Raw genomic sequence first — 24,060 nt, 5'->3', positions numbered from 1 at the left:
CGGGCGGCTGGGACAGCGGCCCGAAACGACTAGATGGGTCAGGTGGCAGTCAGATGGCTGGTGCAGCAGCGAGTGCGGAGCGGGCCGCGGCGGATCGCGAGAAGGCGCTGGCGACCGCGCTGACGCAGATCGAGCGGCAGTGCGGCAAGGGCTCCGTGATGCGGCTGGGTGAGCAGGGCAAGGCGCCGATCGAGGTCATCCCGACCGGATCGATCGCGCTCGACATCGCGCTCGGGATCGGTGGTCTGCCGCGCGGTCGCGTGGTGGAGATCTACGGTCCGGAGTCCTCGGGTAAGACGACCGTCGCGCTGCACGCCGTCGCCAACGCCCAGCGGGCCGGCGGCATCGCCGCCTTCATCGACGCCGAGCACGCGCTCGACCCCGACTACGCCCGCAAGCTCGGCGTGGACACCGACGCCCTGCTGGTCTCCCAGCCGGACTCCGGTGAGCAGGCGCTGGAGATCGCCGACATGCTGATCCGCTCCGGCGCGATCGACATCGTCGTGATCGACTCGGTGGCCGCGCTGGTGCCGCGCGCCGAGATCGAGGGCGAGATGGGTGACAGCCACGTCGGTCTGCAGGCCCGGCTGATGAGCCAGGCGCTGCGGAAGATGACCGGTGCGGTCAGCGGGACCAACACCACCGCGATCTTCATCAACCAGCTGCGCGAGAAGATCGGCGTCATGTTCGGCTCCCCGGAGACCACGACCGGTGGTAAGGCGCTGAAGTTCTACGCCTCGGTGCGGCTGGACGTCCGCCGGATCGAGTCGCTGAAGGACGGTACCGACTTCGTCGGCAACCGGACCCGGGTCAAGGTCGTGAAGAACAAGGTGGCCCCGCCGTTCAAGCAGGCCGAGTTCGACATCATCTACGGCCAGGGCATCAGCCGCGAGGGCAGCCTGCTGGACCTCGGCGTCGACCAGGGCTTCGTCCGCAAGGCCGGTGCCTGGTTCACCTACGAGAGCGACCAGCTCGGCCAGGGCCGCGAGAACGCGCGCAACTTCCTGCGCGACAACCCCGACCTGGCCAACGAGCTGGAGAAGAAGATCAAGGAGAAGATGGGCATCGGCCAGGGCGGCGAAGCCGCGGCCGACGCCACGCCGCCGGTCGAGGTCGATGTCGACTTCTGACCCCCAGCCCGCCACCGGCCTCACCCAGGCCGAGCGACTGGCGTTGGCCCGCCGGCTCCTAGCCAACGGGCCAACGGGCTCCACCCTCTGGGATCCCGAGAGCGCGCGGGACTCCAGCTCACCTGCCGCTGGGTCGGCGTCTTCGGACGCCGACCGGGCGGAGGGCTCTACATCGGGCGCCGGCGGTCGGTCTGCGGCTGGCGACCGTCCTGCGGCGACTCGGGGAGTCGATCCAGCGGGCCTGTCGAGTGCGCCGACCGAGTATGACGGCGCGCGGGCGGCTGCGTCTGGAGACGCGGCGGCCAACGGGTCTGGTGCTCTACCGGCAACCGAGGCTGGTGCCGGATCGATCCCCGACTCTGGTGCCGCACCAGCCGTCCGGGCTGGTGCCGGATCGGCCGTCGAGTCTGATGTCGGATTGGCCGCCGTGGCTGGTGTCGAATCGCCAGTCGAAGGGCGCGTTGCGTCGCGCCGTACGTCGTCCCGGGAAGCGGCCTCGGAGAGCGCCCGCCGTGCGCCGCGCAGATCCTCGGCACGCCGATTCACCGACGGTGACGACGCCTGGCCGACCACCGAACGCCGGTCCGGCGCGGTGTCAGGCATCCGCGCGGCTGCTCCCGAGCTCCCCGACCCGTGGGACACCCTCGAGGAGGAAGTCCGCAACCAGAAGTCCCGCCGCGCGTCCGCTCAGGAAGAGCCCGACCCGTGGGATTCGTTGGTGCCTCCGACGTCTGGTGTCCAGGGCCCGGACTCCGACGAGCCGGATCCGTGGGACTCGCTGACCTCGAACACTCCCAAGCGCCAGGCGCCGGCCGACGAGGCCGACCCGTGGGACGACCTTGAAGCCAAGCCTGCAAAGGCTCGCAGCAGCCTGCGGCCTGCGGGGGAGTCGGACGACAGGGCGCGTAGCAGCCTTCTGCGTGCGCGGACGTCGGACGACGACGACGTCGAACAGCCGGCTGATGACGCGCAGGATGCGGACGCCTTCTCTCGCGGTGACGTTGCGGATGCTTCCTCCCGCGCTGATGCTGCGGATGCTCTCTCCCGCAGTGACGCTGCGGATGCCATCTCCCGCGGCGACAGACCGCCGACTGAAGAGCTGTCCGATGCACCTTCGTCCCGGGCATTGACGCGACGCGAGAGCACCGGCCGTGCCTCGGCGGGCCGCGGAGGCGCTGAGCGCTCGGCATCAGCGGCGGCTGGGCGTTCGGGTGATGAGTCGGCGGGTGGCTCGGGACGGAGTGGGCGGTCTGGGCGGCGGCCGGCTCGGGGGTTTGGTGGGCGGTCGCGGCGGGGGGCTCGTGATGGGGATGAGCCTGGGGCGCCGGCGGATCCGGCGTTGGATCGGGAGGCCGATCCGTATCAGGTGGCGCGGACGATTCTGCTCGACAAGCTGACGGGGCAGCCGCGGACTCGGGCTGAGCTGGCCGACGTACTGGCTGATCGGGAGATCGCTGACGAGGTCGCGGATGAGGTGCTTGATCGGTTCACTGAGGTCGGGCTGATCAACGATGCCGCGTTTGCGACGGCGTGGGTTGAGTCGCGGCATCGTGGGCGGGGGCTTGGCAAGCGGGCGTTGGCTCAGGAGCTTCGGCGTCGCGGGGTGGACGATGAGCTGGCTCGCGATGCGTTGGAAGAGCTCGACTCGTCTCAGGAGGAAGAGACTGCTCGGGCTCTGGTTCGCAAGAAGTTGCGGTCGATGCGGAATCTGGATCGGCAAGTGGCTATGCGCCGGCTCATCGGGATGCTTGCTCGCAAGGGGTATCCGGGTGGACTGGCGATGACTGTGGTGAAGCAGGAGCTTGCTGCGTCTGACGAAGAGTTGCCGCTCCTCAACGACTCGGGGCTCGAAGCCGAGTAGTCCGAAGCTGCGCGATGGTGGTCGCCTTTGGCGGGGAGATGGCGCGGGCCCAGCCAGGCAGTCCGGCCGACGCGATGCAGAACATCCGCTGCCGTTGCCCGCCTCTGGATTTGCCTGCCCCCGCTTGGCGTTGTCTCCGCTGTGTCGCATTGCCTGTATGGGCGCCGACTTGTAGCCCGCAGCCCGCAGCCCGCAGGTCGCACCCGGGCGTCCGGCCGTACAGGCACCTGGGAGGTCGGCGCGGAGACATCGAACGCGAGTGCGATCGACGACGGCGCGGCGCAAACACCCAGCGCTGGCACCGGCGTCAGCATCGGCATCCACACCAGCACCGGCCTCGGCATCACCACCGGCGTCAGCACCGGCGCCAGCGCCAGCGCCTTCGGTCTTGGCTGCTGCTTGTGCGGCTTCGGTGCGGAGGCAGCGCTCGATGGCGGATTGGGCGCGGGGCGGCATCGCGATGTACGACGCTGGGGAGCTTGGGCTGATGTCGCGCTCGGGTGCCGTGGCGAAGGTGGTCGAGCGCGCGGCGACGGCAGTCGCCCGGCGTTTGCGCGGTTGGTTCCGTTTGTTGTCTCACCTCGTCCAGCGCTCGTGACCTCGCTTGGCGGATGACGCGGTGTGTGTCGGTGGTGCAGCCGGGGTGGTGGCAGAGGTGGCAGGCAGGTGCGGAGAGGGGATGAAGTCGTCCGCGTCCGCGTCCGCGTCCGAGTGATGGGTGATGGGTGGTGGGGGAGTGCGTTGGGGTGGGCGTACGGGGTGGGGTGTGCGTTGAGGTGGCAGTGCAGGTGCTTATGCGGGGAGTCGGTGCGGTGGCCGTGACATCCGTGTCGATCTGCAGCCGAGTGGTGGCTGGGCGGTACGCGTGGGGCCGGGCCAGGGCAGTGGCTGCGGGCAACTGGTGGGTGGGTTGTGGCTTGGGGCAACGTGGTTGGGGTTGCTGGGACAGGTGAGCGGGGGGAGCTCGGTCGGTGGTTTGGGGTTGCCGGGGCAGGTGGGCGGCGGGAGCTCGGTCGATGGTTGGGGTGGTGGGCAGACTGGGGGAATGGGATATGTGGGGTCTTACCTGTGGCGGTTGCGGGAGCGGGTGGGGAGCGAGCTCTTGTTGATGCCGGGGGCTCAGGTGGTCGTGGTTGGGGAGGGGGAGCGGGTTTTGTTTCAGCGGCGGCGGGATTCGGGGTTGTGGGAGGTGCCGGCGGGGGCGGCGGAGCCTGGGTTGAGTTTCCGGGGGACTGCGGTGCGGGAGGTGTTCGAGGAGGCGGGGTTGCGGGTTAGGGAGGAGGAGTTGGTGCCGTTCGGGTCGTTGTCGGAGCCGGGGGTGCACGAGATCACGTATCCGAACGGGGATCGGGTGCATTGCTTTGCGTTGCTGTTCGAGGCTCGGGTCTGGGAGGGGGAGGTGCGGGTGGGGGTGGATGAGGTGACGGAGGCTGGGTTCTTCGCTGTGGATGATCCGCCGGGGGAGTTGCAGGGGCAGACGGAGGTGGTGCTGGGGCTTTATCGGGAGTACTTGCGGACGGGCGTGTTTCAGGGGCGGTGAGGGGATTTTCGGCGGATTGGGGCGGGGAAACGGGGGTTCGGGTGGGGTGGCGGGGCGGGTTGCAATGCGTGGGGTGGACGGCGAGGGATGTTGACGGGTGTCGGGTACGGGTGTGTCATCCGAAGGAGAGACCGGCTTGGCGTCGGTCGTAGGCTGGGTTTTTTCGTTGAGATCCGCCCCTGACACCTCTTTGGAGGGTGCAATGAACGATTTCCAGGAACAGGCGAAGAACTGGCTCCGGAACGTCGTCAAGCAGAACCCGGACAAGATCAAGGCAGGTGTGGAGAAGGCCGGCGACCTGATCGACAAGCAGACCGGGGGCAAGTACGCGGAGAAGGTCGACTCGGTGCAGCAGAAGGTCGGCAACTATGTCGACTCGCAGACCGGGGAGCAGACCGAGCAGACCGAGGGGCAGCCGCCGACCGGACCCGATGACGGGGCGCCGGAGGCGGGGTCGCAGGCCCAGGACGCGGGCGACAGCGGTCCCGGTGCGGTGGTCGGGGGCGAGGCGCCTGACGTGAGTGAGAGCGACGCCAGCTCGGCCGGGTCGCGGACCGAAGGTGCTGAGACCGGCGGTACGGCGACCGGTACGTCGGACGGTGGGTTGCCGGGGCCTCGCTAGTTGGAGGTACGGAGCATTGCCGCACCCCGGTTCGTGGATGGCGTTCGCGCCTCCGGGCCGGGGTGCCGGCGTTGGAGGGACAGCACAGCACGATCGGCGGCAGTGTGTCCGTCTTGACCGTGTGGGGAGGCGCGCTTAGCCTCGGAATCAGTAAGGGGACTGTCCACCCGGACGGTTGATGACATAGCAGAGGTCGGCCAGCTGGCCGGAGGCCGGGGTGCGCGCAGGCGTGGTCCGGGGATACGAGACCAGAGCTCTTGCGAGCTTGTCGGCGGTGGGCACGCAGCCCGGCGCCGTATAGGAACGGACCCGGCGTTCACCGGGGGACGAAGGCCATCGGCGACGGCGGCGAGATCCCGGTGGCGCGTTCCGGCGTACCGTCTGCTGGACGACTCCTCCGACGGTGTGGCCGCGGCCTCTTCTGGAACCGCTGTGTGGTGATCCCTTCGACCAGAGCTGGTCACGCCGGAGGCGTGGCTCGATGAGGGGAGACGCCGGTGCCGCAGTTTTCGGCCGGGCCGTACGCCGTGATCTCGTACGCCGCACCGCTGACGGCGACGTCCGTCGGGCTGGTGGTCGTCGGTCTCCTGGTGGTCGGGTTGCTGGCCTGGATCGGGTTGACGCTGACCCGGCGCAAGGGCGCCGAGGTGGCCGCCGCGGAGGCGAACGCGAAGCTCGAGGCCGCGACCGCGGTCGCCGAGGCGAAGTCGGTCGGGGACCGGATCCGGCGCGAGGCCGAGGACGAGGCGGCGCTGCTCAGGACCCGCGTGAAGGAGTCCGAGCAGCAGGCCGAGCTGGTCAAGCGCGAGGCGGAGCAGCGGGCCGAGGAGCTGCGCCGGCAGGCCGAGTCGCGCGCGAAGGAGATCGAGCAGCGCGCCGACGAGGTGCGTCGCCAGTCCGAGGACCGGGCCTCGGAGGTACGGCGTGAGGCCGAGCAGCGCGCGTCCGACGTACGGCGCGAGGCCGAGACCGAGGCGCAGTCGATCCGCGACGACCTGCGCGAGCAGCGGCTGGAGATGGAACGCCGCGAGCACCGGCTGACCGAGCGTGAGGAGCGGCTCGACGAGCAGCTGCGCGGGATCGAGGAGCGCCAGAACGAGCTCACCGGCCAGCTCGCCGAGCTCGACCGGCAGCGCGCGGAGATCCGCGACCTGGAGGGCGAGCGGCGCCGCATCCTCGAAGGGGTCGCGAACCTGACCAGCGAGCAGGCGAAGGCCGAGCTGGTCGCCGCGCTGGAGACCGAGGCCAAGCGGCACGCGCACACGATCGTCCGCGACATCGAGCGCCAGGCGCAGGACGAGGGCGAGATCAAGGCCCGCAAGATCATCACCGGCGCCGTCCAGCGGCTCGCGTCGGAGCAGACCAGCGAGTCGGTCGTGTCGGTCGTGCACCTGCCGAGCGACGACATGAAGGGCCGGATCATCGGCCGTGAGGGCCGCAACATCAGGTCCTTCGAGCAGACCACCGGCGTCAACCTGATCATCGACGACACCCCCGAGGCGGTGCTGCTGTCCTGCTTCGACCCCGTACGCCGGGAGACCGCGCGGCTGACGCTGGACTCTCTGGTCCTCGACGGCCGGATCCACCCGAGCCGGATCGAGGAGATCTACGAGCGCAGCAAGGGCGAGGTCGCCGAGCTGTGCGAGCGCGCGGCCGAGGACGCGATGGCCGAGGTCGGGATCACCGATCTGCACCCGGAGCTGGTGCGGACGATGGGGCTGCTGCGCTACCGGACGTCGTACGGGCAGAACGTGCTCAAGCACCTGGTCGAGTCGGCCCACATCGCGTCGATGATGGCGGCCGAGCTGGGGCTGGACCCGAAGCTGTGCAAGCGCGGCGCGTTCCTGCACGACATCGGCAAGGCGCTGACGCACGAGTCGGAGGGCAGTCACGCGATCGTCGGGGCCGACCTGGCCCGCAAGTACGGCGAGAACGACGACGTCGTGCACTGCATCGAGGCACACCACAACGAGGTCGAGGTGCGCACCGTCGAGGCGGTGCTGACCCAGGCGGCGGACGCGGTGAGCGGTGGTCGGCCGGGCGCGAGGCGCGAGTCGCTAGAGGCGTACGTGCAGCGGCTCGAACGGCTCGAGGAGATCGCGATGCACCACGACGGCGTGGAGAAGGTGTTCGCGATGCAGGCCGGGCGCGAGATCCGGGTGATGGTGCTGCCGGACGCCGTCGACGACATCGCCGCGCAGGTGATGGCCCGCGACATCGCCAAGCAGGTCGAGGAGGAGTTGACCTACCCGGGCCAGATCCGGGTCACGGTGGTCCGCGAGTCCCGGGCGACCGAGGTCGCCAAGTAAATCGGGCTGCGGCCGCGGGGCGGGTTGACTACGGTCGAAGCGTGCTCGAGATCAGGCCCGCCACCCGCCCCGACGTCGATCGGTTGCTCGCGATCGCCAAGTCGCCGGCTCGGCGCGCTCACCTGACGGATCGGTGGAGCGACCACGAGAGCGGCGCGGCGGCGTTCCTGCTCGCGCACGACGGCGGCGCGATCGTCGGGCAGACGAGCCTGCTGGCGACCTCGAAGTACGCCGAGGTCGCCGCGGCGTACGGGCCGGCCGAGATCAACGGGCTGCACGCCTTCGTGCAGGGCGCGGGGATCGGCTCGGCGCTGATCGCGGCGTCCGAGGAGCTCGCGAGGACGTGGCGGCGGGACACGATCGGGCTCGGCGTCGAGCTGAACAACGCCGGCGCCAAGCGGTTGTACGCGCGGCTCGGCTACCAGCCGCTGGACCTGCAGGTGATCGACGAGTGGACCGAGGTCGATGCCGACGGCACCGTTCTGACCGCGCACGCGGACCCGTGCGAGTACCTGCTGAAGCGTCTCTAGCTCGTGTACGGCGCCCGCCAGGCTGGCGCTTCGAACGGCGACCCGTAGATCCGCGTCTCGCGGGCGATCCGCCCGTCGCGGAACTCGACGACGTTCGCGACGTAGTAGATGTCGCCGCCGTAGTCCGACCGCCCGAGCACCACGAAGTGGTCGCCCTCGCCGTCGATGCGCTGGATCTCGATCGACGGCGGGTTCGGGTACGCCGACTGCAGCGCGCGCATGGTGTCGCGGCCGACCAGGCGCTCGCCCGATTGTGGCATCTCCAGCACGTAGTCCTCGGCGCGCAGCGCGTGCTCGTCCTCGGCCGACAGCGCCAGGACGCCGTCGGTGGGCCAGAGTCGCTCCAGCACCTCACGGTTCGGATCGGTCATCGCGATCACCCCTCCCAGGCTCAGCATGCGCCCGCCGGAGGGGATCGGGTAGGTCAGCGGTGCTCGTCCTTGTACTCCGTCGGCGTCACGTCGATCTCGTGGTCGAGCGGGTACGCGTGCGGCTCGGTGCTGTACTGCTCCTCGACGCGCGGCTTGATGATGCCGGCCTCGTCGTGCTCGGGGTGGGTGCGGTTGGCGACCCGGTAGGACAGCCACATGCCGGCGATCCCGGCGAGCATGATGACGACGCCGACGACGGTGAAGTTGATCGGGCCCGAGGTGTCGCGGATCGCGAACGCGATGATCGCGCCCGCGGTGACCAGAGCGATTCCGACGCCGATGCGCATCCGGTGCCTCCGTTTCCTGGCCGCGCGCGGCCGATCACTTGGGCGGGGGATGGGGTGACTTTGGGTGAGTCGTGCTCACTCCCAGTACCCATCTAGTCCAGTTGGCATGCACAACCAACCAGGCCGGATCAGCGGAACGCGGCCTGCCCGGTCAGCGCCTGGCCGATCACCAACTGGTGCACCTCCGAGGTGCCCTCGTAGGTGAGCACCGACTCCAGGTTGTTCGCGTGCCGGAGCACCGGGTACTCCCCGCTGATCCCGTTCGCGGCCAGGATCGTGCGGCACTCCCGCGCGATCGCGATCGCCTCGCGCACGTTGTTGAGCTTGCCGACGCTGACCTGCTCGGGGCGCAGTGCGCCCTTCTCCTTCAGGCGGCCGAGGTGCACGGCGAGCAGAACGCCCTTGTTCAGCTCGACGGCCATGTCGGCGAGCTTCGCCTGCGTCAACTGGTACCCCGAGAGCGGTTTGTCGAACACCTGCCGCTCACCGGCGTACGCCACGGCGGTCTCCAGGCAGTCGCGGGCTGCGCCCATCGCGCCGAAGATGATCCCGAACCGCGCCTCGTTCAGGCAGCCGAGCGGGCCGGACAGCCCACGCGCCTCCGGCAGCATCGCCGAGCCGGGCAGCCGGACGTCCTCCAGGATCAGCTCGGACGTCACCGAGGCCCGCAGCGACAGCTTGCGGGTGATCTCCGGCGCGGAGAACCCTGGCGTCGACGTCGGTACGACGAACCCGCGGACGCCGTCGTCGGTCCGCGCCCACACCACCGCCACGTCGGCCACCGAACCGTTGGTGATCCACATCTTCGACCCGTTCAGCACCCAGTCGTCGCCGTCGCGCCGCGCGTTGGTCCGCATCCCGGCCGGGTTGGAGCCGAAGTCGGGCTCGGTCAGCCCGAAGCAGCCGATCGCCTCGCCGGCCGCCATCCGCGGCAGCCACTCGGTCTTCTGCTCCTCGCTGCCGTACTTCCAGATCGAGTACATCGCGAGCGAACCCTGGACCGACACCAGCGACCGCATGCCGGAGTCGGCCGCCTCGATCTCCAGGCAGGCCAGCCCGTACGCCACCGGCCCGAGGCCGGCGCACCCGTAACCGGTCAGGTGCATGCCGAGCAGCCCGAGCGCGCCGAGCTCCTTGGCCAGGTCGCGCGCCGGGATCGACGCGGACTCGAACCACTCGGGCAGCGACGGGCGCAGGCGCTCGTCGGCGAACCGGCGAGTGGTCGCGCGGATGGCGACCTCCTCCTCGGTGAGCAGGGAGTCGACGTCGACGAGATCCAGCGAAACGGTCATGACGTCAAACTATCCGCAACGGCGCCGGCTGGGCTCGCGGTCATCCACAGACCTGGCTGTGGAACTCCTCACTTGCTGTAGAACGGCCACCACCAGCGCCGCTTGCGCGGGTGCCGCACGGTGACCGAGCTCCACTTCGCCTGCCCACTGATGATCAGCCGTACGCCGTCCCGCCCGGCCGGGCCGGTCTTGTTGTTGGTCGAGCTGCCGGTGACGTCGATCTCGTCGATGTTCACCACCCAGCCCTGCGGCACGATCACGGTCATCGAGCTGTGCTTCAGCTGCGCGTCGACGTGCACCTCGGGCCGGCGGACGACGGCGTCGGTGAAGTCGAGCTTCATGCTCGAGTGCTCGGCCAGGGCGACGACGCGGGCCGGGACCTGCCAGGCACCTTCGCGCTTCTGCGAGCTGTGCTTGGCCCGGATCGTCAGATCGGTCCCACTGGTGGGCTCGGCGGGGACCAGATCGGCGGTCGCCGCCCGCAGCTCGATCTCGGTCTTGGCGGCGTACACCTGGGTCAGCCGCTGGTCCAGCTCCTCGAAATCGAGCCGCCCGTCGCCGTGCGCTTCTTGGACGACGGACGCGGCCTCTTCCCGGTCGCGGTCGGAGGCACGGCGGGCGGGTGGGGGCTGCTCCAGACTCATGGGTCAAAGGTATCGCCGACAGCCGGTCGAAAGCGCTGTCCACAGCCCGTCGAAGGACGAATCGCTGCGCCGGGGTCGGACCTGAAACAATGGCCTGGTGAATCCGCGTACCGTCGTCATTCTCGGCTCGACCGGCTCCATCGGCACCCAGGCCCTGGAGCTGATCGGGCGGAACCGCGACCGGTTCCGCGTCACCGCGCTGTCGGCCGGCGGCGGCAACGTCGAGCTGCTGGCGCGGCAGGCGCTGGAGTTCGAGGTCGAGGTGGTCGCGGTCGCGAAGGCGACGACGGCCCAGGACCTGCAGCTCGCGTTCTACGCCGAGGCGCAGAAGCAGGGCTACGCCCAGGGCGAGTTCCGGATCCCGAAGATCCTGACCGGGCCGGACGCCTCCAGCGAGCTGGCGGCGCTGCCGTGCGACGTCGTACTGAACGGCATCACCGGGTCGCTCGGGCTGCAGCCGACGCTGGCCGCGCTCGACGCGGGCAACACGCTGGCGCTGGCCAACAAGGAGTCCCTCGTCATCGGCGGGCCGCTGGTGACCCGGCGGGTCAAGCCGGGCCAGATCGTGCCGGTCGACTCCGAGCACAGCGCGATCGCCCAGTGCCTGCGCGGCGGCAGCGGTGACGAGGTGCGCAAGCTGCTGCTGACCGCGAGCGGCGGGCCGTTCCTGGGCCGTCCCCGCTCGGAGCTGGCCGAGGTGACCGTCGAGCAGGCGCTCGCGCACCCGAACTTCGCGATGGGCCCGGTCGTCACGATCAACTCCGCGACCCTGGTCAACAAGGGGCTGGAGCTGATCGAGGCGCACCTGCTGTTCGGCGTACCGATCGACCGGGTGGAGGTGGTGGTGCACCCGCAGCAGGCGGTGCACTCGATGGTCGAGTTCCACGACGGCGCCACCATCGCCCAGGTCGGGCTGCCGACGATGACGCTGCCGATCGCGCTCGGGCTGGGCTGGCCCGACCGGATACCGGACGCGTCGCCGCCGTGGGACTTCGCCGAGGCGAGCACCTGGCAGTTCCTGCCGCTCGACGGTGAGGCGTTCCCGTCGGTCCAGCTGGCCCGCGAGGCCGGGACCAGGGGCGGTACGGCGCCGGCGGTGTTCAACGCGGCGAACGAGGTCTGCGTGCAGGCGTTCCGGGACGGCCGGCTGCCGTTCCTGGGGATCGTCGACACCGTGGCCCGGGTGGTGACCGAGCACGACGTACCCTCGTACGAGGAACTGTCCATCGACGACGTGCTCGCCGCGGACGCCTGGGCGCGGACCCGGGCCCGTGAGCTGACCGGCGGCGGCAATGACAACGGCCAGGAGACCACACCGGCATGACCGCACTACTGACCCTCATCGGCGTCGTTCTGTTCGTCGTGGGCATCCTCGTCTCGGTGGGCCTGCACGAGGTCGGTCACATGGTCCCGGCCAAGCTGTTCGGGATGAAGGTGACCCAGTTCTTCGTCGGGTTCGGCCGGACCGTCTGGTCGGTCAAGCGCGGCGAGACCGAGTACGGCATCAAGCTGATCCCGGCCGGCGGGTTCGTCCGGATCATCGGGATGCTGCCGCCGGCCAAGGGCCAGGACCCGACCAAGGTCCGCAAGGCCAACACCGGCCCGATCCAGTCGATGGTCGAGAACGCCCGCTCCGCGGAGTACGAGACGATCGACCCGGCCGACGACGGCCGGCTGTTCTACCAGAAGGTCTGGTGGAAGAAGCTGATCGTGATGGCGTCCGGCCCGCTGGTCAACGTGGTGATCGCGTTCGTGCTGTTCGCCGGGCTGTTCATGATCTACGGCACGGGTGTGGCGCAGACCACGGTCGCGACCGTCACCGACTGCGTGATCCCGGCCTCGCAGGCCTCGGCCGACCGTAAGTGCCAGACGGGTGACAAGGAGTCGCCGGCCAAGACCGCCGGGTTCCAGGTCGGCGACAAGATCGTCTCCTTCAACGGCACCGCGATCGAGAGCTGGGACCAGCTCACGCCGCTGATCCGGGCCAACACCGACAAGCCGGCCACCATCGTGGTCGAGCGCAACGGCGCCCAGCAGACGCTGACCACGAACACGATCGTGAACCAGGTCCGCGAGGAGGCGAACTCCGACAAGTTCGTCTCGGTCGGCTTCCTCGGCGTCTCGCCGGAGCAGAAGATCGAGCGCCAGGACTTCGGCTTCGTGGTCGACCGGATGGGCGAGCTGACCGTCGCCACGGTCAAGGCCCTCGGCAACTTCCCCGAGAAGCTGGTCGGGGTGGCCAAGTCGATCGTCGGCGGCGACCGTGACCAGGACAGCCCGATGAGCGTCGTCGGCGCCAGCCGGGTGGCCGGTGAGGTGGCCTCGAACAACGATCTGACCGGCGCCGCCCGGATCGCGTTCCTGATCTCGCTGCTCGCCTCGCTGAACCTGTTCCTCGCCCTGTTCAACTTCATCCCGCTGCTGCCGCTGGACGGCGGCCACATGGTGGGCGCGATCTGGGAGGGCATCAAGCGCGGCTTCGCCAAGCTGCTCGGCCGGCCCGACCCGGGCTACGTCGACACCGCCAAGCTGCTGCCGATCGCCTACGCGGCAGCCAGCGTGATCGTGGTGATGGGTGTGCTGCTCGTCATCGCCGACATCGTCAACCCGATCCGGCTGTTCAACGGATAACCCTCCTCAACGGTTAAAGGAAAAATGAGCATCTCCCTGGGCATGCCCGCGCTGCCTCCGCCGACCCTCGCCCCGCGCCGCAAGACCCGCCAGATCAAGGTGGGCAAGGTGCTGGTCGGCGGCGACGCGCCGGTGTCGGTGCAGTCGATGACGACGACGCTGACGTCGGACGTCAACACCACGCTGCAGCAGATCGCGGAACTGACCGCGGCCGGCTGTGACATCGTCCGGGTCGCCTGCCCCTCGCAGGACGACGCCGACGCGCTCCCGGAGATCGCCCGGCACTCGCAGATCCCGGTGATCGCCGACATCCACTTCCAGCCCAAGTACGTGTTCGCCGCGATCGAGGCCGGCTGCGCGGCGGTCCGGGTGAACCCGGGCAACATCCGCAAGTTCGACGACCAGGTCAAGGAGATCGCCGCGGCCGCCAAGGACCACGGCACCTCGATCCGGATCGGCGTCAACGCCGGCTCGCTGGACCCGCGGCTGCTGCAGAAGTACGGCAAGGCCACGCCCGAGGCGCTGGTCGAGTCCGCGGTCTGGGAGGCGTCGCTGTTCGAGGAGCACGACTTCCACGACTTCAAGATCTCGGTCAAGCACAACGACCCGGTCGTGATGGTGAAGGCCTACGAGCTGCTGTCCGAGCGCGGCGACTGGCCGCTGCACCTCGGTGTCACCGAGGCCGGGCCGGCCTTCCAGGGCACGATCAAGTCCGCGGTCGCCTTCGGGGCGCTGCTGTCCAAGGGCATCGGCGACACCATCCGGGTCTCGCTGTCCGCGCCGCCGGTCGAGGAGGTCAAGGTCGGCCTGCAGATCCTGCAGTCGCTGAACCTGCGCGAGCGCAAGCTCGAGATCGTCTCCTGCCCGTCCTGCGGGCGGGCCCAGGTCGACGTCTACACGCTGGCCGAGCAGGTGACCGCCGGGCTGGAGGGCATGGAGGTCCCGCTCCGGGTCGCGGTGATGGGCTGCGTCGTGAACGGTCCGGGCGAGGCCCGCGAGGCCGACCTCGGTGTTGCTTCCGGCAACGGCAAGGGCCAGATCTTCGTCAAGGGCGAGGTGATCAAGACGGTGCCGGAGTCGCAGATCGTCGAGACCCTGATCGAGGAAGCGATGCGGATCGCCGAGGAGATGGGCGAGTCCGTCGAGGGCGGCGAGCCGACGGTGACCGTCGGCTAGCCGAACACCTGCGGCGCGTTCGCGTCGCGTTCAGATGTGTCGTGAAGGTGCCACGGTTCCGGCCGGGGGACCTTTCGCGTTCCGGTCCGCCGGTAGGATTCGGGCGTGACTCGGTACCTGGTGGTCAGCGCCGTCGCCGGCGAGGCGAAGTACGTTCCGGACGCGATCCCGGTGGTGCTGACCGGGGTGGGCAAGACCGCCGCCGCGGTCGCCACCGCGAAGGCGCTCGCAGGGACGGACACGACCGACCTCGTCGTCCTGAACGTCGGTACGACGGGGGCGCTGAAGGACGGGCTCGCGGGGTTGTACCTGCCGAGCCAGGTGCTCAACCACGACGTGAACGCCGACGCGCTGCGCGGGCTGGGCCTGCCGATGGCGGACATCCTGCCGATCGAGGGCGGCGACGGGACGGTGCTGGCGTCGGGAGACGTGTTCGTCGCCGATCCGGTGCTGCGTGATCGGCTGGCGGAGCGGGCCGATCTGGTCGACATGGAGGCGTACGGCGTGGTGTACGCGTGCCGGGAGTTCGGCGTACGGGTGCGGTTGGTGAAGCACGTGTCGGACTCGGCTGACGACACGGCGCTGGACTGGCCGGCGCAGGTGGATGCGAGTGCGAAGGTGCTCGCCGAGTGGGTGCGGCAGGAGACTGGGATCAGCTGATCGGCTAGTCGGCCTGGCTGGTGATGGCCTGGCCGGTGCTGGTCTGCCAGTAGAGCACCTGGCGGCCGGAGCGGCGGCGGTGGAGCAGGCCTGCGTCCGACAGGACGCGGAGGTGGTCGGCGACGCTGGCCAGCGACAGGCCTGTGGTCGCCACGAGCGACGTCGTACTGACCGGGGCCGCGGCTTCGACGAGGATGCGGGCGCGGTTGCGGCCGAGCAGACGCACCAGGGGTTCGGCGAGCGGCTGGACGGCGGCGAAGATGCCGGTGACCGGGTAGGTGATCGCGAACTGGTCGGGGAGGCGCCAGGTCACGCTCGGGCGGAGGCTGTGGGTCGCGATGAACATCAGGTCGTGGCCGCGGACGTCGGTCGGTGGGAAGTCAGTGCGGTTGACCTGCAGCCGGCCGTCGCCGAGCCAGCGGATGTCGGGACCGAGTCCCGCCAGTACGCCGGACCAGCCGCGGGCGCTGAGGCTCGACGTCCGGGAGACGATGTCGGCCTGGAGGACGCGGTAGCGGCGGGGCCAGTCGGGCTCGACGGTGGTGGTCCAGATCCAGCGCAGGAGGTCGACGACCGCGGCGGCGAGGTTGTGGCTCTCGGCAACGATCGTGGGGAGGGCACGGAGGTCGTCGGGGGAGAGGACGGGGGGAGAAGGCGCCGGCCGCGAGCGGGCGTCGGAGGGATGGCCGGGTGATGAGAGCGGCCGGGGCTTGGTGCCGGCGAAGGATGCCTTCGACGGCGAGCGGGTCACGAGCAGGTCGGCGCGGATGCGGTCGTCGGTGAGGGCCGCGAGAGAGGCGATCTCCTCGGCGAACGTCAGGTCGGGCGCGAGCGGCGGGACGGTGAGGAAGTCCGCCGTCCAGCGCGGTCCGAAGGCTGCGTCGAGGATCGCGGCGCCGAGCGGGTGAGCGGCGAGCTGGGCCTGCCATTCCGGGAGGTGCTGGTCGCGCCAGGCGCGGTACCAGGGTTGCGACGGCTGGCGGAGCATCTTCAGCGCCGAGACGGTCTCGGTCAGCTGGGAGGTGCCGAAGCGGGCGTTCACCAGGACGTCGGCGTCGACGAGGAACTCGGACACACTCCCACCTCCGACGAGGACACGGACTCCGGACGAGAGCGACGGCGATACCGACATCCGCGGCCAGGCGGCCCGGAGGCGACGACGTTTCGGCTCCAGGCGAAACTGTAGGCGGCCGCCCGCCGTACGGCGAGGGTTTGGGCATGAGCACCTACCGCGAGATCTTCCGCCGCTCCGAGTTCCGCAGCCTGTGGCTCAGCAGCGCGCTCGGCAACGCCTCGTCGACCATGACCAGCCTGACGCTCGCGATCGTCGTGAACGAGCAGACCGGCTCCGCGCTGCTCTCGGCGTTCGTCATGTTCGGGCCGTCGCTGGCGCAGGTCGTGGGCGCGTCGACGCTGATGTCCGCGGCGGACACGGCGCGACCGCGGCGGATTCTGGTGCTGCTGGCGGTGCTGTCGACGATCGCTGTCGGGGTGCAGGCAGCGGCGGAGCTGCCGTCGGCCGCGCGGGTGTTGCTGACGCTCGTCGTCGCGTACGGCCTGAGTATCGGCGCGGGCGTGCGGTGGGGACTGCTCAACGAGGTGGTGGCGCCCGATCAGTTCGTGCTCGGGCGGTCGGCGATGAATCTGTCGGTCGGCGCGATGCAGATCGCGGGCTTCGGCGCGGCCGGGCTGCTGTTGCAGGTGCTCACACCGCAGCAGGTCTTCTGGCTCGCCACCCTTTTCGCCGGTCTGGCGGTCCCGGTGCTCCGCTTCGGCCTCCAGAACCGCCCGCCGCGCCGCCTCGCCGGCACGAGTCTCCGCGAGACCTGGCGCGGCAACAAAGCGCTGCTCGCTCGCCCGAGCACCCGCCCGCTCCTGCTCGCCCTCTGCATCCCCAACGGACTGATTGTCGGCTGCGAGGCACTCTTCGTCCCGTACGCCGGTACGGGCGCAGGCCTGCTCCTCGCCACCGGCGCCGCGGGCATGATGGCGGGCGACCTGGTCGTCGGCCGCTTCCTCACCCGCGAAGGCCGTCGCCGCGTGAGCGCGTACCTGCGGTTCTTGCTCGCGGCACCGTTCCTCGGCTTCGCCTTCGACCTGCCGCTCGGCGTACTGGCCGGGTTGGTTGCCCTAGGCACCATCGGGTACGGCGCTTCGCTGGCGCAGCAGGAGCTGCTGACCGATGCGACCCCGATCGAGCTGCGCGGTCAGGTCCTCGGGCTCGAGTCGGCGCTGCGGATGACGACCTTCGGCGTCACTGCTGTCATCGCAGGAGCTGCTGCGGACCTGGTCGGCCCGGCCGCGGCGATGACCGCGCTGGCGGTCCTGTCGCTGCTCACGTCGGCCGCGCTCACCCGTCCGCTGGCGCGGGTCGCTCGGCAGTCAGCAGGTGCTCCAGCACCTTCGTCTCCCGTACCAGCCACCGCATGACGCCGGTGCCGCGTTCCTGCACGGCCTGGTTGGCGCGCAGGGCCTCGGCGACGGTGATCCAGGTGGGCGTCAGCTCCAGCTCGGCCTCGTAGCCCTCGAGGACCTGGTCGCCGAGTGAGGCGTCGGAGGAGCAGAAGTAGTAGTGCGAGGTCATCTTGAAGACCCGGTACTCCGGCTCGATCGGGCGCAGGTACTCGATCGTGCTGCCGAAGGACAGGCCGACCTCGACGCCGTCCAGACCGCACTCCTCCAGGTACTCCCGCTGGAGCGCGGCCGACTGGTCCTCGCCGGCCTCGACGCCGCCGCCGGGGAACTTGTAGTCGCCGTGGCGCGAGCCGAGCATCAGCAGCTGGTCGCCGCGGAAGAGCGCACCCCGTACGGCGGTGCGCTGGAGCGTGCGGCCGGTCAGGTCGAGATCCGGGTCGTGCCGGAAGCTGCCGAGCATCATGCGGCCATTCTCGCGCGTCGTCGGTCTTCGGCAGCCCGGCGGTGTCGATCCCGCGCTCTACGCTTGACCTTGCCCCCAGGGGCAAGGTTTACGGTCGGGGACGAGGAGGCAGGGATGCAGATCGGGGACCTGGCGGCCGAGGCCGGTGTGACGGTCAAGGCGGTGCGGTACTACGAGGCGCAGGGGCTGCTGAAGCCGGAGCGGGAGCCGAATGGCTACCGGCGCTACCGCGCCGAGGACGTCGTGATCGTCCGCGAGGTGAAGGCGCTGCTGAGTCTCGGGCTGACCGCGGAGCAGACCTACCCGTTCATCGAGTGCCTGCGGGCCGGCAACGACCGGGCCGACGTGTGCCCGGCGTCGCTGACGGCGTACCGGCTGCGGATCGCGGAGGTGGACCGGCGGATCGCCGAGCTCACCGACCTGCGCGGCAAGCTGACCGGCCTCCTCGCCGATGCCGAGAGCTGGAGAAGGAGAAGTACCGATGCAGATCGTTGACCAAGGCAACTTCGACGAGGTCGTCCTCCGGGCCGACAAGCCCGTGCTGGTGGACTTCTGGGCGCAGTGGTGCCCGCCGTGCCACCAGATCGTCCCGGTCCTGGAGCAGATCGCGGCCGAGCGCGCGGACCGGATGAGCATCGTCAAGCTCAACGCCGACGAGAACCCGGAGATCCCGGCCCGCTACCGGGTGATGGCGATGCCGACGCTGATGCTGTTCCACCGCGGCGAGCTGATCTGGTCGGTCGTCGGCGCCCGGCCGAAGGCCTGGCTGTTGAAGAACCTCGACGACGCGCTGGTCGCCGCTGCCGTCTGAAATGCACGGGTCACCCGTGCATGTGACAGATCTCCACCAGTACGCCGTGCGGCCCGGCGACGTACGCGCTCGTGCTGCCCCAGTCGGTCTCCATCGGCTCCAGCACGACCTTCCCGCCGCGCCCGCGGATCGCCTCGATGTCGCCGTGCACGTCCTCGGTCTCGAACTGCAGCAGCGTGCCGCCGAGCGGTCCGTAGTCGTCGATCAGCGCGCCGCGGTGCAGCGAGACGACGATGTCGCCGGCGTCGATCTCGGCGTACCCCTCGCCGGCGTTGCCGCGGACCGGCAGGCCGAGGACCTGGCCGAAGAAGTCCGCGATCTCCTGGTTCTTCGCGTCGGTGTCGGTCAGCAGACTCAGGTGGTTCAAGCGCATTGCCGTCCTCCTTGGTAGCTTGCTAGCATCCTAACCATGACCGACGAGGCTGCCAAGAAGGCGCAGTTCAACGTCTACCTGCCGCCCGACCTGATCCGCCGGGTCAAGCACAAGGCGATCGACGAGGGCGCGAGCCTGTCCGCCCTGGTCGAGCAGGCGATGACGGAGTACCTGGACAAGCACGGGGAGGCGCGAGGATGAACCACGTGGTGATCCGGCCGTTGCGGTTCACGGCCGACGTCGCGGCGATGCGCGGGTTCCTGGAGACGCTCGGTCTGGCGCCGCGCGTCGAAGGGACGCAAGGTGGCTGGGTGGATCTGATGGCGGGCAACGGGATGGTCGCGCTGCACGACGCGGCGTCGTCGTCGACCGGCGGCAAGCACGGCGACACCCGGCTGACCTTCGAGGCCGACACGATCGACGAGCTGCGGGACCGGCTGGTTGCCGCGGGCTACGACGACGCGACGACCTTCGACGAGGCGTACGGCCGGGTGCTGTCGGTCACCGGGCCGGGCGGCGTGGTGATCTGGATCGACGAGCGCTCCGAGGACCTGTACGGGTACCGGTTGCACGAGTCGAAGCCTGACGAGCGGCTCGCGGTCAGGCCTCGGCTGCTCGGCGCGGCGGAAGCGGAGTGGATGCCGTTCCTGGAGCTCCTCGGTGCCCGGGACGCGGTGACCTTCGGCGCGCCGGCGGGGGAGTTCGACGTACGGCTCGAGCTGTGGACGAGCGAGCCGTTGGCCGAGGTCGCCGCGCGTCTGCCCGGCGCCGAGCTTCAAGCCCAGAGCATCACCCTCATCGACCCGGACGGTCAGCCGGTGCAGGTCCACGCGTGACCGCCGGTACGTCGGTCCGCCTGCGCGACGACCCCGACTTCCGCCGGTACTGGCTCGGCCGGGTGCTGTCGACGGCCGGCTCGATGGTGACGGCGATCGCGTTGCCGGTGCTGGTCTACCGGCTCAGCGGGTCGCCGTTGCTGACGGCCCTGGTGACCGCGCTCGAGGCGGCGCCGTACCTGCTCGCGGGCTTGTTCGCCGGAGCGCTGGCCGATCGCTGGAACCGGCAGCGGGTGATGGTCGCGGCCGATCTCGTCAACGCCGCGCTGATCAGCTCGGTGCCGATCGCGTACTGGCTCGACGCGCTGACGGTCGCGCAGGTGCTCGTCGTTGCTTTCCTCGTCCAAGGCGTCGCGACGTTCTTCGACGGCGCCAACTTCGGCGCCCTGCCGGTGCTGGTCGGACGAGCCCAGGTCGCGCAGGCGAACGCGGCCGTCTGGACCGCGTCGAGTCTGGTCGAGCTGTTCGTCCCGGCGCTCGCCGGGCTCGCGCTCGCCGTGATCAACCCGGCGACCCTGCTCGCCCTCGACGCGTTGAGCTTCGCCGCGTCGGCGCTCGCGATCCGTGGCATCCTCCGCGCGATGTCGGAGCAGCGCGCCGGACGTGCGCCGTTGCGACCGCGCGTCGTGTTCGCCGACATCGCCGAAGGCGTGCGGTACCTGATCGGGCACGCCGGCGTCCGCACGATGACGATCGTCGGCAGCATCCAGTCCTTCGCCGGCGGCGGCTTCATGGCGCTGATGGTGGTCTGGACCGACCGCGTCCTGCACATCGGTACGTCGGGTCTGCGCTTCGGTCTCGTGTACGGCGCCTGGGGGATCGGCGCCCTCGCCGCGGCGGCCGGTCTGCCGCGGCTGCTGCGCCGCCTGCAACCCGCCGCAATCACGCTGTACGCGCTGCCGATGTCGGCCGCGCTCGGAGTCGTGACGCCGCTGATGCCGACCTGGCCGCTGGCCGCGATCGCCTTGCTGGTCTGGGGTTCGGCGTACGTGCTGGTGATCGTCAACTCGATCTCGTACCGGCAGCAGGTCACGCCCGAGCACCTGCTCGGGCGGGTCAACACAGCCGGCCGGATGCTGTCCTGGGGAGTCGGCTGGACGCTCGGTTCGGTGGCCGGGGGACTGCTCGGCAGCCACCTCGGTGTGCGCACCGGAATGGTGGTGCTCGGGGTGTTCGCGTTCACCGGCGTACTGGTCGCGTGGACCTCGCCGCTGCGCCGGCTGGCGGGTGAATCCGGCCCGGTGCAAGTCTGAAGCGACCCGCTACGCGCCAGAACGCGTGCGATCGGCTAGGTTCTCCGCGTGGGCGTACGGGTTCTGGGTCCTCGCGACCTCTCAGCGGCGAGGGCCGTCATCGCCCGCGACCCTGTCGTGAACGTGTTCGTGGACAGTCTGGTGCAGGCGTCCGGGCTCGATCCGCGCCGCGGCGCGGAGGTCTGGGGGTACGTCGAGAAGGGCGTGCTCGAGTCGCTGTGCCATGCCGGCGGCAACATGGTTCCGGTCGGCGCGGGCGAGGCCGCGCTGCGCGCGTTCGCGGCGTACGCACTGCGCCGGGGCCGGACCTGCTTCCAGATCCTCGGGCCCGCGGTCGCCGTCGACCAGCTGTGGACGGCGCTCGAACCGCACTGGGGACCGGCCCGCGAGATCCGTGGCGAGCAGCCGTTCATGGTGATCGACGGACCGCCTGAGGTCGAGCCCGATCCCTTGGTCCGTCCGGTCGAGCCGGTCGACCTCGGGATCCTCTACCCGGCCTGCGTCGCGATGTACACCGAGGAGGTCGGCGTCCCGCCGCAGACCGGGCCCGACGGCACCTTCTACCGGTCGCGGGTCGCCGAGCTGATCCGCGCCGGGCGCGCGTTCGCGCGGATCGAGGACGGCAAGGTCGTGTTCAAGGCCGAGGTCGGCTCGGTCGGGACCGGCGTCTGCCAGATCCAGGGCGTCTGGGTCGATCCGGAGCGGCGCGGTCAGGGCCTGGCCGCGCCCGGGATGGCCGCGGTGGTCGAGCTGGCGCGGCAGATCGCGCCGGTGGTGACGCTGTACGTGAACGCGTTCAACACGCCCGCGCGAGCGGCGTACGAGCGGGTGGGGTTCCGGACCGTCGAGACCTTCGCGACCATCCTGTTCTGAGGCTGAGCGCTCGCTGTGATGGTACGGCGACTGCGGGTGAGGTTTGCTGTTCCGAACCGCCCCGCCCCGCGGAAGGAACCCCATGCGGAAAATCGCTGTCCCCCTGGCCTGTCTGGCCCTCGCCGCCGCAGCTGTCGTCGTCGCCCCCAGCGGCAATGCCGCCCCACCGATCGCCGCACCTGAACCGGCGTACTACTCGCTCAAGCTCCCGGCCGGTACGACGGTCGCCGGGCTGATCCGCGACGGGTACGACATCAGCCACGGCCACGGGTCGCGGCCGGTCGTCGTTGCGACTCCTGACGAGGTCGCGTCGCTGCGCGAGCGCGGAGTCGAGCTCGGGAAGATCGGGGACGTGTACCAGCCGCTCCCGCGTGGTGCGGCCGCTGCTGGGACGTTCTACGGCGGTTACCACACGTCGATCGGGCACGAGGAGCACAACGCAGCCGTCGCGGCCGCGCACCCGGACCTGGTGAAGCTGTACGACATCGGCGACTCGTGGAAGAAGACGAAGGGCCAGGGTGGGCACGACATCCAGGCGCTCTGCATCACCAAGCTCGCGGCCGGCGACTGCACCTTGAGCAGTACCGGGAAGAAGCCGAAGTTCGTGCTGCACGCGCAGATTCACGCGCGCGAGCTGTCGACGGGCGAGCTGGCGTACCGCTGGATCGACCTGCTGGTTTCGTCGTACGGGAAGGACGCGGAGATCACCTCATTGATGGACACCCGCGAGCTGTGGGTTGTGCCGATGGCCAATCCGGACGGTGTCGACGTGGTCGCGTCGTCGCCGAGCCGGCCGGTGATGCAGCGGAAGAACGTGAACAACACTGTTGGTGGTTGCCCGGCCTCGTCGGCCGGGATCGATCTGAACCGGAACTCGAGCTTCCAGTGGGATCCGGAGGAAGGCGGGCCGTGCGACGAGACGTACCCGGGTGTCAAGGCGGTCTCCGAGCCGGAGACCGTTGCTGTTCAGGGACTGCTGGACAAGCTGTTCCGGGACACCAAGGGGGACGTCGGGTCGCCGGCTTCGCCCGACACGACCGGGGTGTTCCTGACGCTGCACAGTTACGGCAACGACATTCTGGCGCCGTACGGGTACACCAACACGGCCGCGCCGAACCGGGCCGCTTTGGTTGCTCTGGGCAAGAAGATGGGGGCCTTCAACGGGTACCCGGTGTCGACCGGGGACGGCGGGGTCGGGTACTTCGCGCCGGGTGCGACCGACGACTGGCTGTACGGGACGCGGGGCGTGCCGTCGTACACGTTCGAGGTCGGCGCCGGGTCGGGGGCGTGCAGCGGGTTCTTCCCGGCGTACTCGTGCATGGACTCGACGTTCTGGCCGAAGAACAAGGGTGCGTTCCTGTACGCCGCGAAGGCGGCGGCCACGCCGTACGGGACGCTGCCGTGATTACTGGCAGGTAATAAGGTGGTGCTCATGAGTCGACGGAGCAGGAGCACCACCGGGCTGGCCGCGCTGTTCGCCGTGTCGGGCGTGCTGCATTTCGCCCAGCCCAAGCCGTACGAGCGGATCGTCCCGAAGGCGCTGCCGGCCAAGCGTGAGCTGGTCTACGCCTCCGGGGTGGCCGAGCTGGTCTGCGCCGCGGGGTTGCTCCACCCGCGGACGCGGCGGCTCGCGGGGCTGGCCAGCGCGGGGCTGCTGGCGGTCGTTTTCCCGGCGAACGTGCAGATGGCCGCGGACGTGAACCGGAAGGGATCGCCGCGCGCGAAGGCGATCGCGTTCGGGCGGCTGCCGCTGCAGATCCCGCTGATCCGCGCGGCGCTGAAGGCCTCGCGCGAGGTGTAGCCACCGGGTCGGTCAGGCCCCCCGGACTCCTCGCCTCTTCCCACCCGCCGTGCGCCGCGCAGCGGTCTACCCGTCCACGCAGGGTGCGGACGGCGTCCGGCTGGCTCGGCTGCTGGTGCAGA

26 protein-coding genes are annotated in these 24,060 nt (G+C 70.1%); 19 read left to right on the top strand and 7 right to left on the bottom strand.

Features of this window, described 5'->3' with window-relative positions:
• Window positions 1-53: 53 nt before the first annotated feature.
• The 6 genes from recA (at window position 54) to AB0M01_RS17900 (ending at window position 7,992) form a co-directional block, all read left to right on the top strand.
• Window positions 54-1,130: a recombinase RecA gene (gene recA / locus AB0M01_RS17925; RefSeq protein WP_363670657.1), complete on the top strand. Its 1,077-nt coding sequence runs from the start codon at window positions 54-56 to the stop codon at window positions 1,128-1,130.
• A 1,339-nt stretch (window positions 1,131-2,469) separates the two neighbouring features.
• On the top strand, window positions 2,470-2,991 hold the full coding sequence (locus tag AB0M01_RS17920) for a regulatory protein RecX (protein WP_363670655.1): 522 nt from the start codon (window positions 2,470-2,472) through the stop codon (window positions 2,989-2,991).
• A 1,045-nt stretch (window positions 2,992-4,036) separates the two neighbouring features.
• Window positions 4,037-4,531 (top strand): NUDIX domain-containing protein, encoded by a 495-nt coding sequence (locus AB0M01_RS17915; RefSeq protein ID WP_363670653.1) that lies wholly within the window; start codon window positions 4,037-4,039, stop codon window positions 4,529-4,531.
• Window positions 4,532-4,733: 202 nt separating this feature from the next.
• Window positions 4,734-5,153 carry an antitoxin gene (locus AB0M01_RS17910; RefSeq protein ID WP_363670651.1) on the top strand — a complete coding sequence of 140 codons (420 nt, stop codon included), beginning with the start codon at window positions 4,734-4,736 and terminating at the stop codon, window positions 5,151-5,153.
• A 497-nt stretch (window positions 5,154-5,650) separates the two neighbouring features.
• Window positions 5,651-7,462 (top strand): ribonuclease Y, encoded by a 1,812-nt coding sequence (gene rny / locus AB0M01_RS17905; protein WP_363670649.1) that lies wholly within the window; start codon window positions 5,651-5,653, stop codon window positions 7,460-7,462.
• Window positions 7,463-7,503: 41 nt separating this feature from the next.
• Window positions 7,504-7,992: a GNAT family N-acetyltransferase gene (locus AB0M01_RS17900; RefSeq protein ID WP_363670647.1), complete on the top strand. Its 489-nt coding sequence runs from the start codon at window positions 7,504-7,506 to the stop codon at window positions 7,990-7,992.
• On the opposite strand, the gene AB0M01_RS17895 is transcribed toward AB0M01_RS17900, so the two are convergent.
• The 4 genes from AB0M01_RS17895 to AB0M01_RS17880 all read right to left on the bottom strand — a co-directional run bounded on the left by AB0M01_RS17895 (window position 7,989) and on the right by AB0M01_RS17880 (window position 10,646).
• Window positions 7,989-8,363, bottom strand: coding sequence for a nuclear transport factor 2 family protein (locus tag AB0M01_RS17895; RefSeq protein ID WP_363670645.1), 375 nt, complete (start codon window positions 8,361-8,363; stop codon window positions 7,989-7,991). The two genes, AB0M01_RS17900 and AB0M01_RS17895, sit on opposite strands and share 4 nt — an antisense overlap.
• A gap of 53 nt (window positions 8,364-8,416) precedes the next feature.
• Window positions 8,417-8,710 (bottom strand): hypothetical protein, encoded by a 294-nt coding sequence (locus tag AB0M01_RS17890; protein WP_363670643.1) that lies wholly within the window; start codon window positions 8,708-8,710, stop codon window positions 8,417-8,419.
• 128 nt (window positions 8,711-8,838) lie between these two features.
• Window positions 8,839-10,002 carry an acyl-CoA dehydrogenase family protein gene (locus tag AB0M01_RS17885; RefSeq protein WP_363670641.1) on the bottom strand — a complete coding sequence of 388 codons (1,164 nt, stop codon included), beginning with the start codon at window positions 10,000-10,002 and terminating at the stop codon, window positions 8,839-8,841.
• Window positions 10,003-10,070: 68 nt separating this feature from the next.
• Entirely contained in the window at window positions 10,071-10,646 is a 576-nt protein-coding gene (locus AB0M01_RS17880) for a DUF1707 domain-containing protein (protein ID WP_363670639.1), read from the bottom strand.
• Between the two features lie 97 nt (window positions 10,647-10,743).
• Here AB0M01_RS17880 and dxr point away from each other — a divergent pair, with 97 nt between their 5' ends.
• The 4 genes from dxr (at window position 10,744) to AB0M01_RS17860 (ending at window position 15,113) form a co-directional block, all read left to right on the top strand.
• Window positions 10,744-11,970, top strand: a complete 1,227-nt coding sequence (gene dxr / locus AB0M01_RS17875; RefSeq protein ID WP_363670637.1) for a 1-deoxy-D-xylulose-5-phosphate reductoisomerase — start codon at window positions 10,744-10,746, stop codon at window positions 11,968-11,970.
• Window positions 11,967-13,277, top strand: a complete 1,311-nt coding sequence (locus tag AB0M01_RS17870; protein WP_363670635.1) for a M50 family metallopeptidase — start codon at window positions 11,967-11,969, stop codon at window positions 13,275-13,277. The genes dxr and AB0M01_RS17870 overlap by 4 nt, the downstream gene beginning before the upstream one ends.
• Window positions 13,278-13,301: 24 nt before the next feature.
• A complete protein-coding gene (gene ispG, locus AB0M01_RS17865) occupies window positions 13,302-14,453 on the top strand; it encodes a flavodoxin-dependent (E)-4-hydroxy-3-methylbut-2-enyl-diphosphate synthase (RefSeq protein WP_363670633.1) in 1,152 nt (383 codons plus the stop codon).
• 105 nt (window positions 14,454-14,558) lie between these two features.
• The gene (locus tag AB0M01_RS17860; protein ID WP_363670631.1) at window positions 14,559-15,113 is read left to right on the top strand and encodes a nucleosidase; all 555 of its coding nucleotides are present in this window, start codon (window positions 14,559-14,561) and stop codon (window positions 15,111-15,113) included.
• Between the two features lie 4 nt (window positions 15,114-15,117).
• Here the strand turns inward: AB0M01_RS17860 and AB0M01_RS17855 are convergent, their stop codons facing one another.
• Window positions 15,118-16,188, bottom strand: a complete 1,071-nt coding sequence (locus AB0M01_RS17855; protein ID WP_363670629.1) for an ArsR family transcriptional regulator — start codon at window positions 16,186-16,188, stop codon at window positions 15,118-15,120.
• Between the two features lie 143 nt (window positions 16,189-16,331).
• Between AB0M01_RS17855 and AB0M01_RS17850 the strand changes: the two genes are divergently transcribed.
• Window positions 16,332-17,543 (top strand): MFS transporter, encoded by a 1,212-nt coding sequence (locus tag AB0M01_RS17850; RefSeq protein ID WP_363670627.1) that lies wholly within the window; start codon window positions 16,332-16,334, stop codon window positions 17,541-17,543.
• Here the strand turns inward: AB0M01_RS17850 and AB0M01_RS17845 are convergent.
• Complete coding sequence (locus tag AB0M01_RS17845) at window positions 17,464-17,991, bottom strand: NUDIX domain-containing protein (RefSeq protein WP_363670625.1); 528 nt, start codon at window positions 17,989-17,991, stop codon at window positions 17,464-17,466. The two genes, AB0M01_RS17850 and AB0M01_RS17845, sit on opposite strands and share 80 nt — an antisense overlap.
• A 114-nt stretch (window positions 17,992-18,105) precedes the next feature.
• On the opposite strand from AB0M01_RS17845, the gene AB0M01_RS17840 reads away from it, so the two are divergent.
• A complete protein-coding gene (locus AB0M01_RS17840; protein WP_363670623.1) occupies window positions 18,106-18,486 on the top strand; it encodes a MerR family transcriptional regulator in 381 nt (126 codons plus the stop codon).
• Window positions 18,473-18,802 (top strand): thioredoxin, encoded by a 330-nt coding sequence (trxA, locus tag AB0M01_RS17835; RefSeq protein WP_363670621.1) that lies wholly within the window; start codon window positions 18,473-18,475, stop codon window positions 18,800-18,802. The genes AB0M01_RS17840 and trxA overlap by 14 nt, the downstream gene beginning before the upstream one ends.
• Window positions 18,803-18,812: 10 nt before the next feature.
• On the opposite strand, the gene AB0M01_RS17830 is transcribed toward trxA, so the two are convergent.
• The gene (locus AB0M01_RS17830; RefSeq protein WP_363670619.1) at window positions 18,813-19,175 is read right to left on the bottom strand and encodes a VOC family protein; all 363 of its coding nucleotides are present in this window, start codon (window positions 19,173-19,175) and stop codon (window positions 18,813-18,815) included.
• Window positions 19,176-19,211: 36 nt separating this feature from the next.
• On the opposite strand from AB0M01_RS17830, the gene AB0M01_RS17825 reads away from it, so the two are divergent.
• The 6 genes from AB0M01_RS17825 (at window position 19,212) to AB0M01_RS17800 (ending at window position 23,938) form a co-directional block, all read left to right on the top strand.
• The gene (locus AB0M01_RS17825; RefSeq protein ID WP_363670617.1) at window positions 19,212-19,376 is read left to right on the top strand and encodes a CopG family transcriptional regulator; all 165 of its coding nucleotides are present in this window, start codon (window positions 19,212-19,214) and stop codon (window positions 19,374-19,376) included.
• Complete coding sequence (locus AB0M01_RS17820; RefSeq protein ID WP_363670615.1) at window positions 19,373-20,011, top strand: VOC family protein; 639 nt, start codon at window positions 19,373-19,375, stop codon at window positions 20,009-20,011. The genes AB0M01_RS17825 and AB0M01_RS17820 overlap by 4 nt, the downstream gene beginning before the upstream one ends.
• Window positions 20,008-21,264, top strand: a complete 1,257-nt coding sequence (locus AB0M01_RS17815) for an MFS transporter (protein ID WP_363670613.1) — start codon at window positions 20,008-20,010, stop codon at window positions 21,262-21,264. Before AB0M01_RS17820 ends, AB0M01_RS17815 begins: the two co-directional genes overlap by 4 nt.
• A gap of 48 nt (window positions 21,265-21,312) precedes the next feature.
• Window positions 21,313-22,137 (top strand): GNAT family N-acetyltransferase, encoded by an 825-nt coding sequence (locus AB0M01_RS17810; RefSeq protein ID WP_363670611.1) that lies wholly within the window; start codon window positions 21,313-21,315, stop codon window positions 22,135-22,137.
• An 82-nt stretch (window positions 22,138-22,219) separates the two neighbouring features.
• The gene (locus AB0M01_RS17805; protein ID WP_363670609.1) at window positions 22,220-23,542 is read left to right on the top strand and encodes a M14 family zinc carboxypeptidase; all 1,323 of its coding nucleotides are present in this window, start codon (window positions 22,220-22,222) and stop codon (window positions 23,540-23,542) included.
• Window positions 23,543-23,569: 27 nt separating this feature from the next.
• Window positions 23,570-23,938: a DoxX family protein gene (locus tag AB0M01_RS17800; RefSeq protein WP_363670607.1), complete on the top strand. Its 369-nt coding sequence runs from the start codon at window positions 23,570-23,572 to the stop codon at window positions 23,936-23,938.
• Window positions 23,939-24,060: the final 122 nt, after the last annotated feature.

Origin of the sequence: Kribbella sp. NPDC051770, from assembly GCF_040681455.1 — a bacterium.
GTDB lineage: Bacteria > Actinomycetota > Actinomycetes > Propionibacteriales > Kribbellaceae > Kribbella.
Note: the sequence above shows the minus strand (reverse complement) of the source record. Positions and strands in the feature narration are given on the sequence as shown.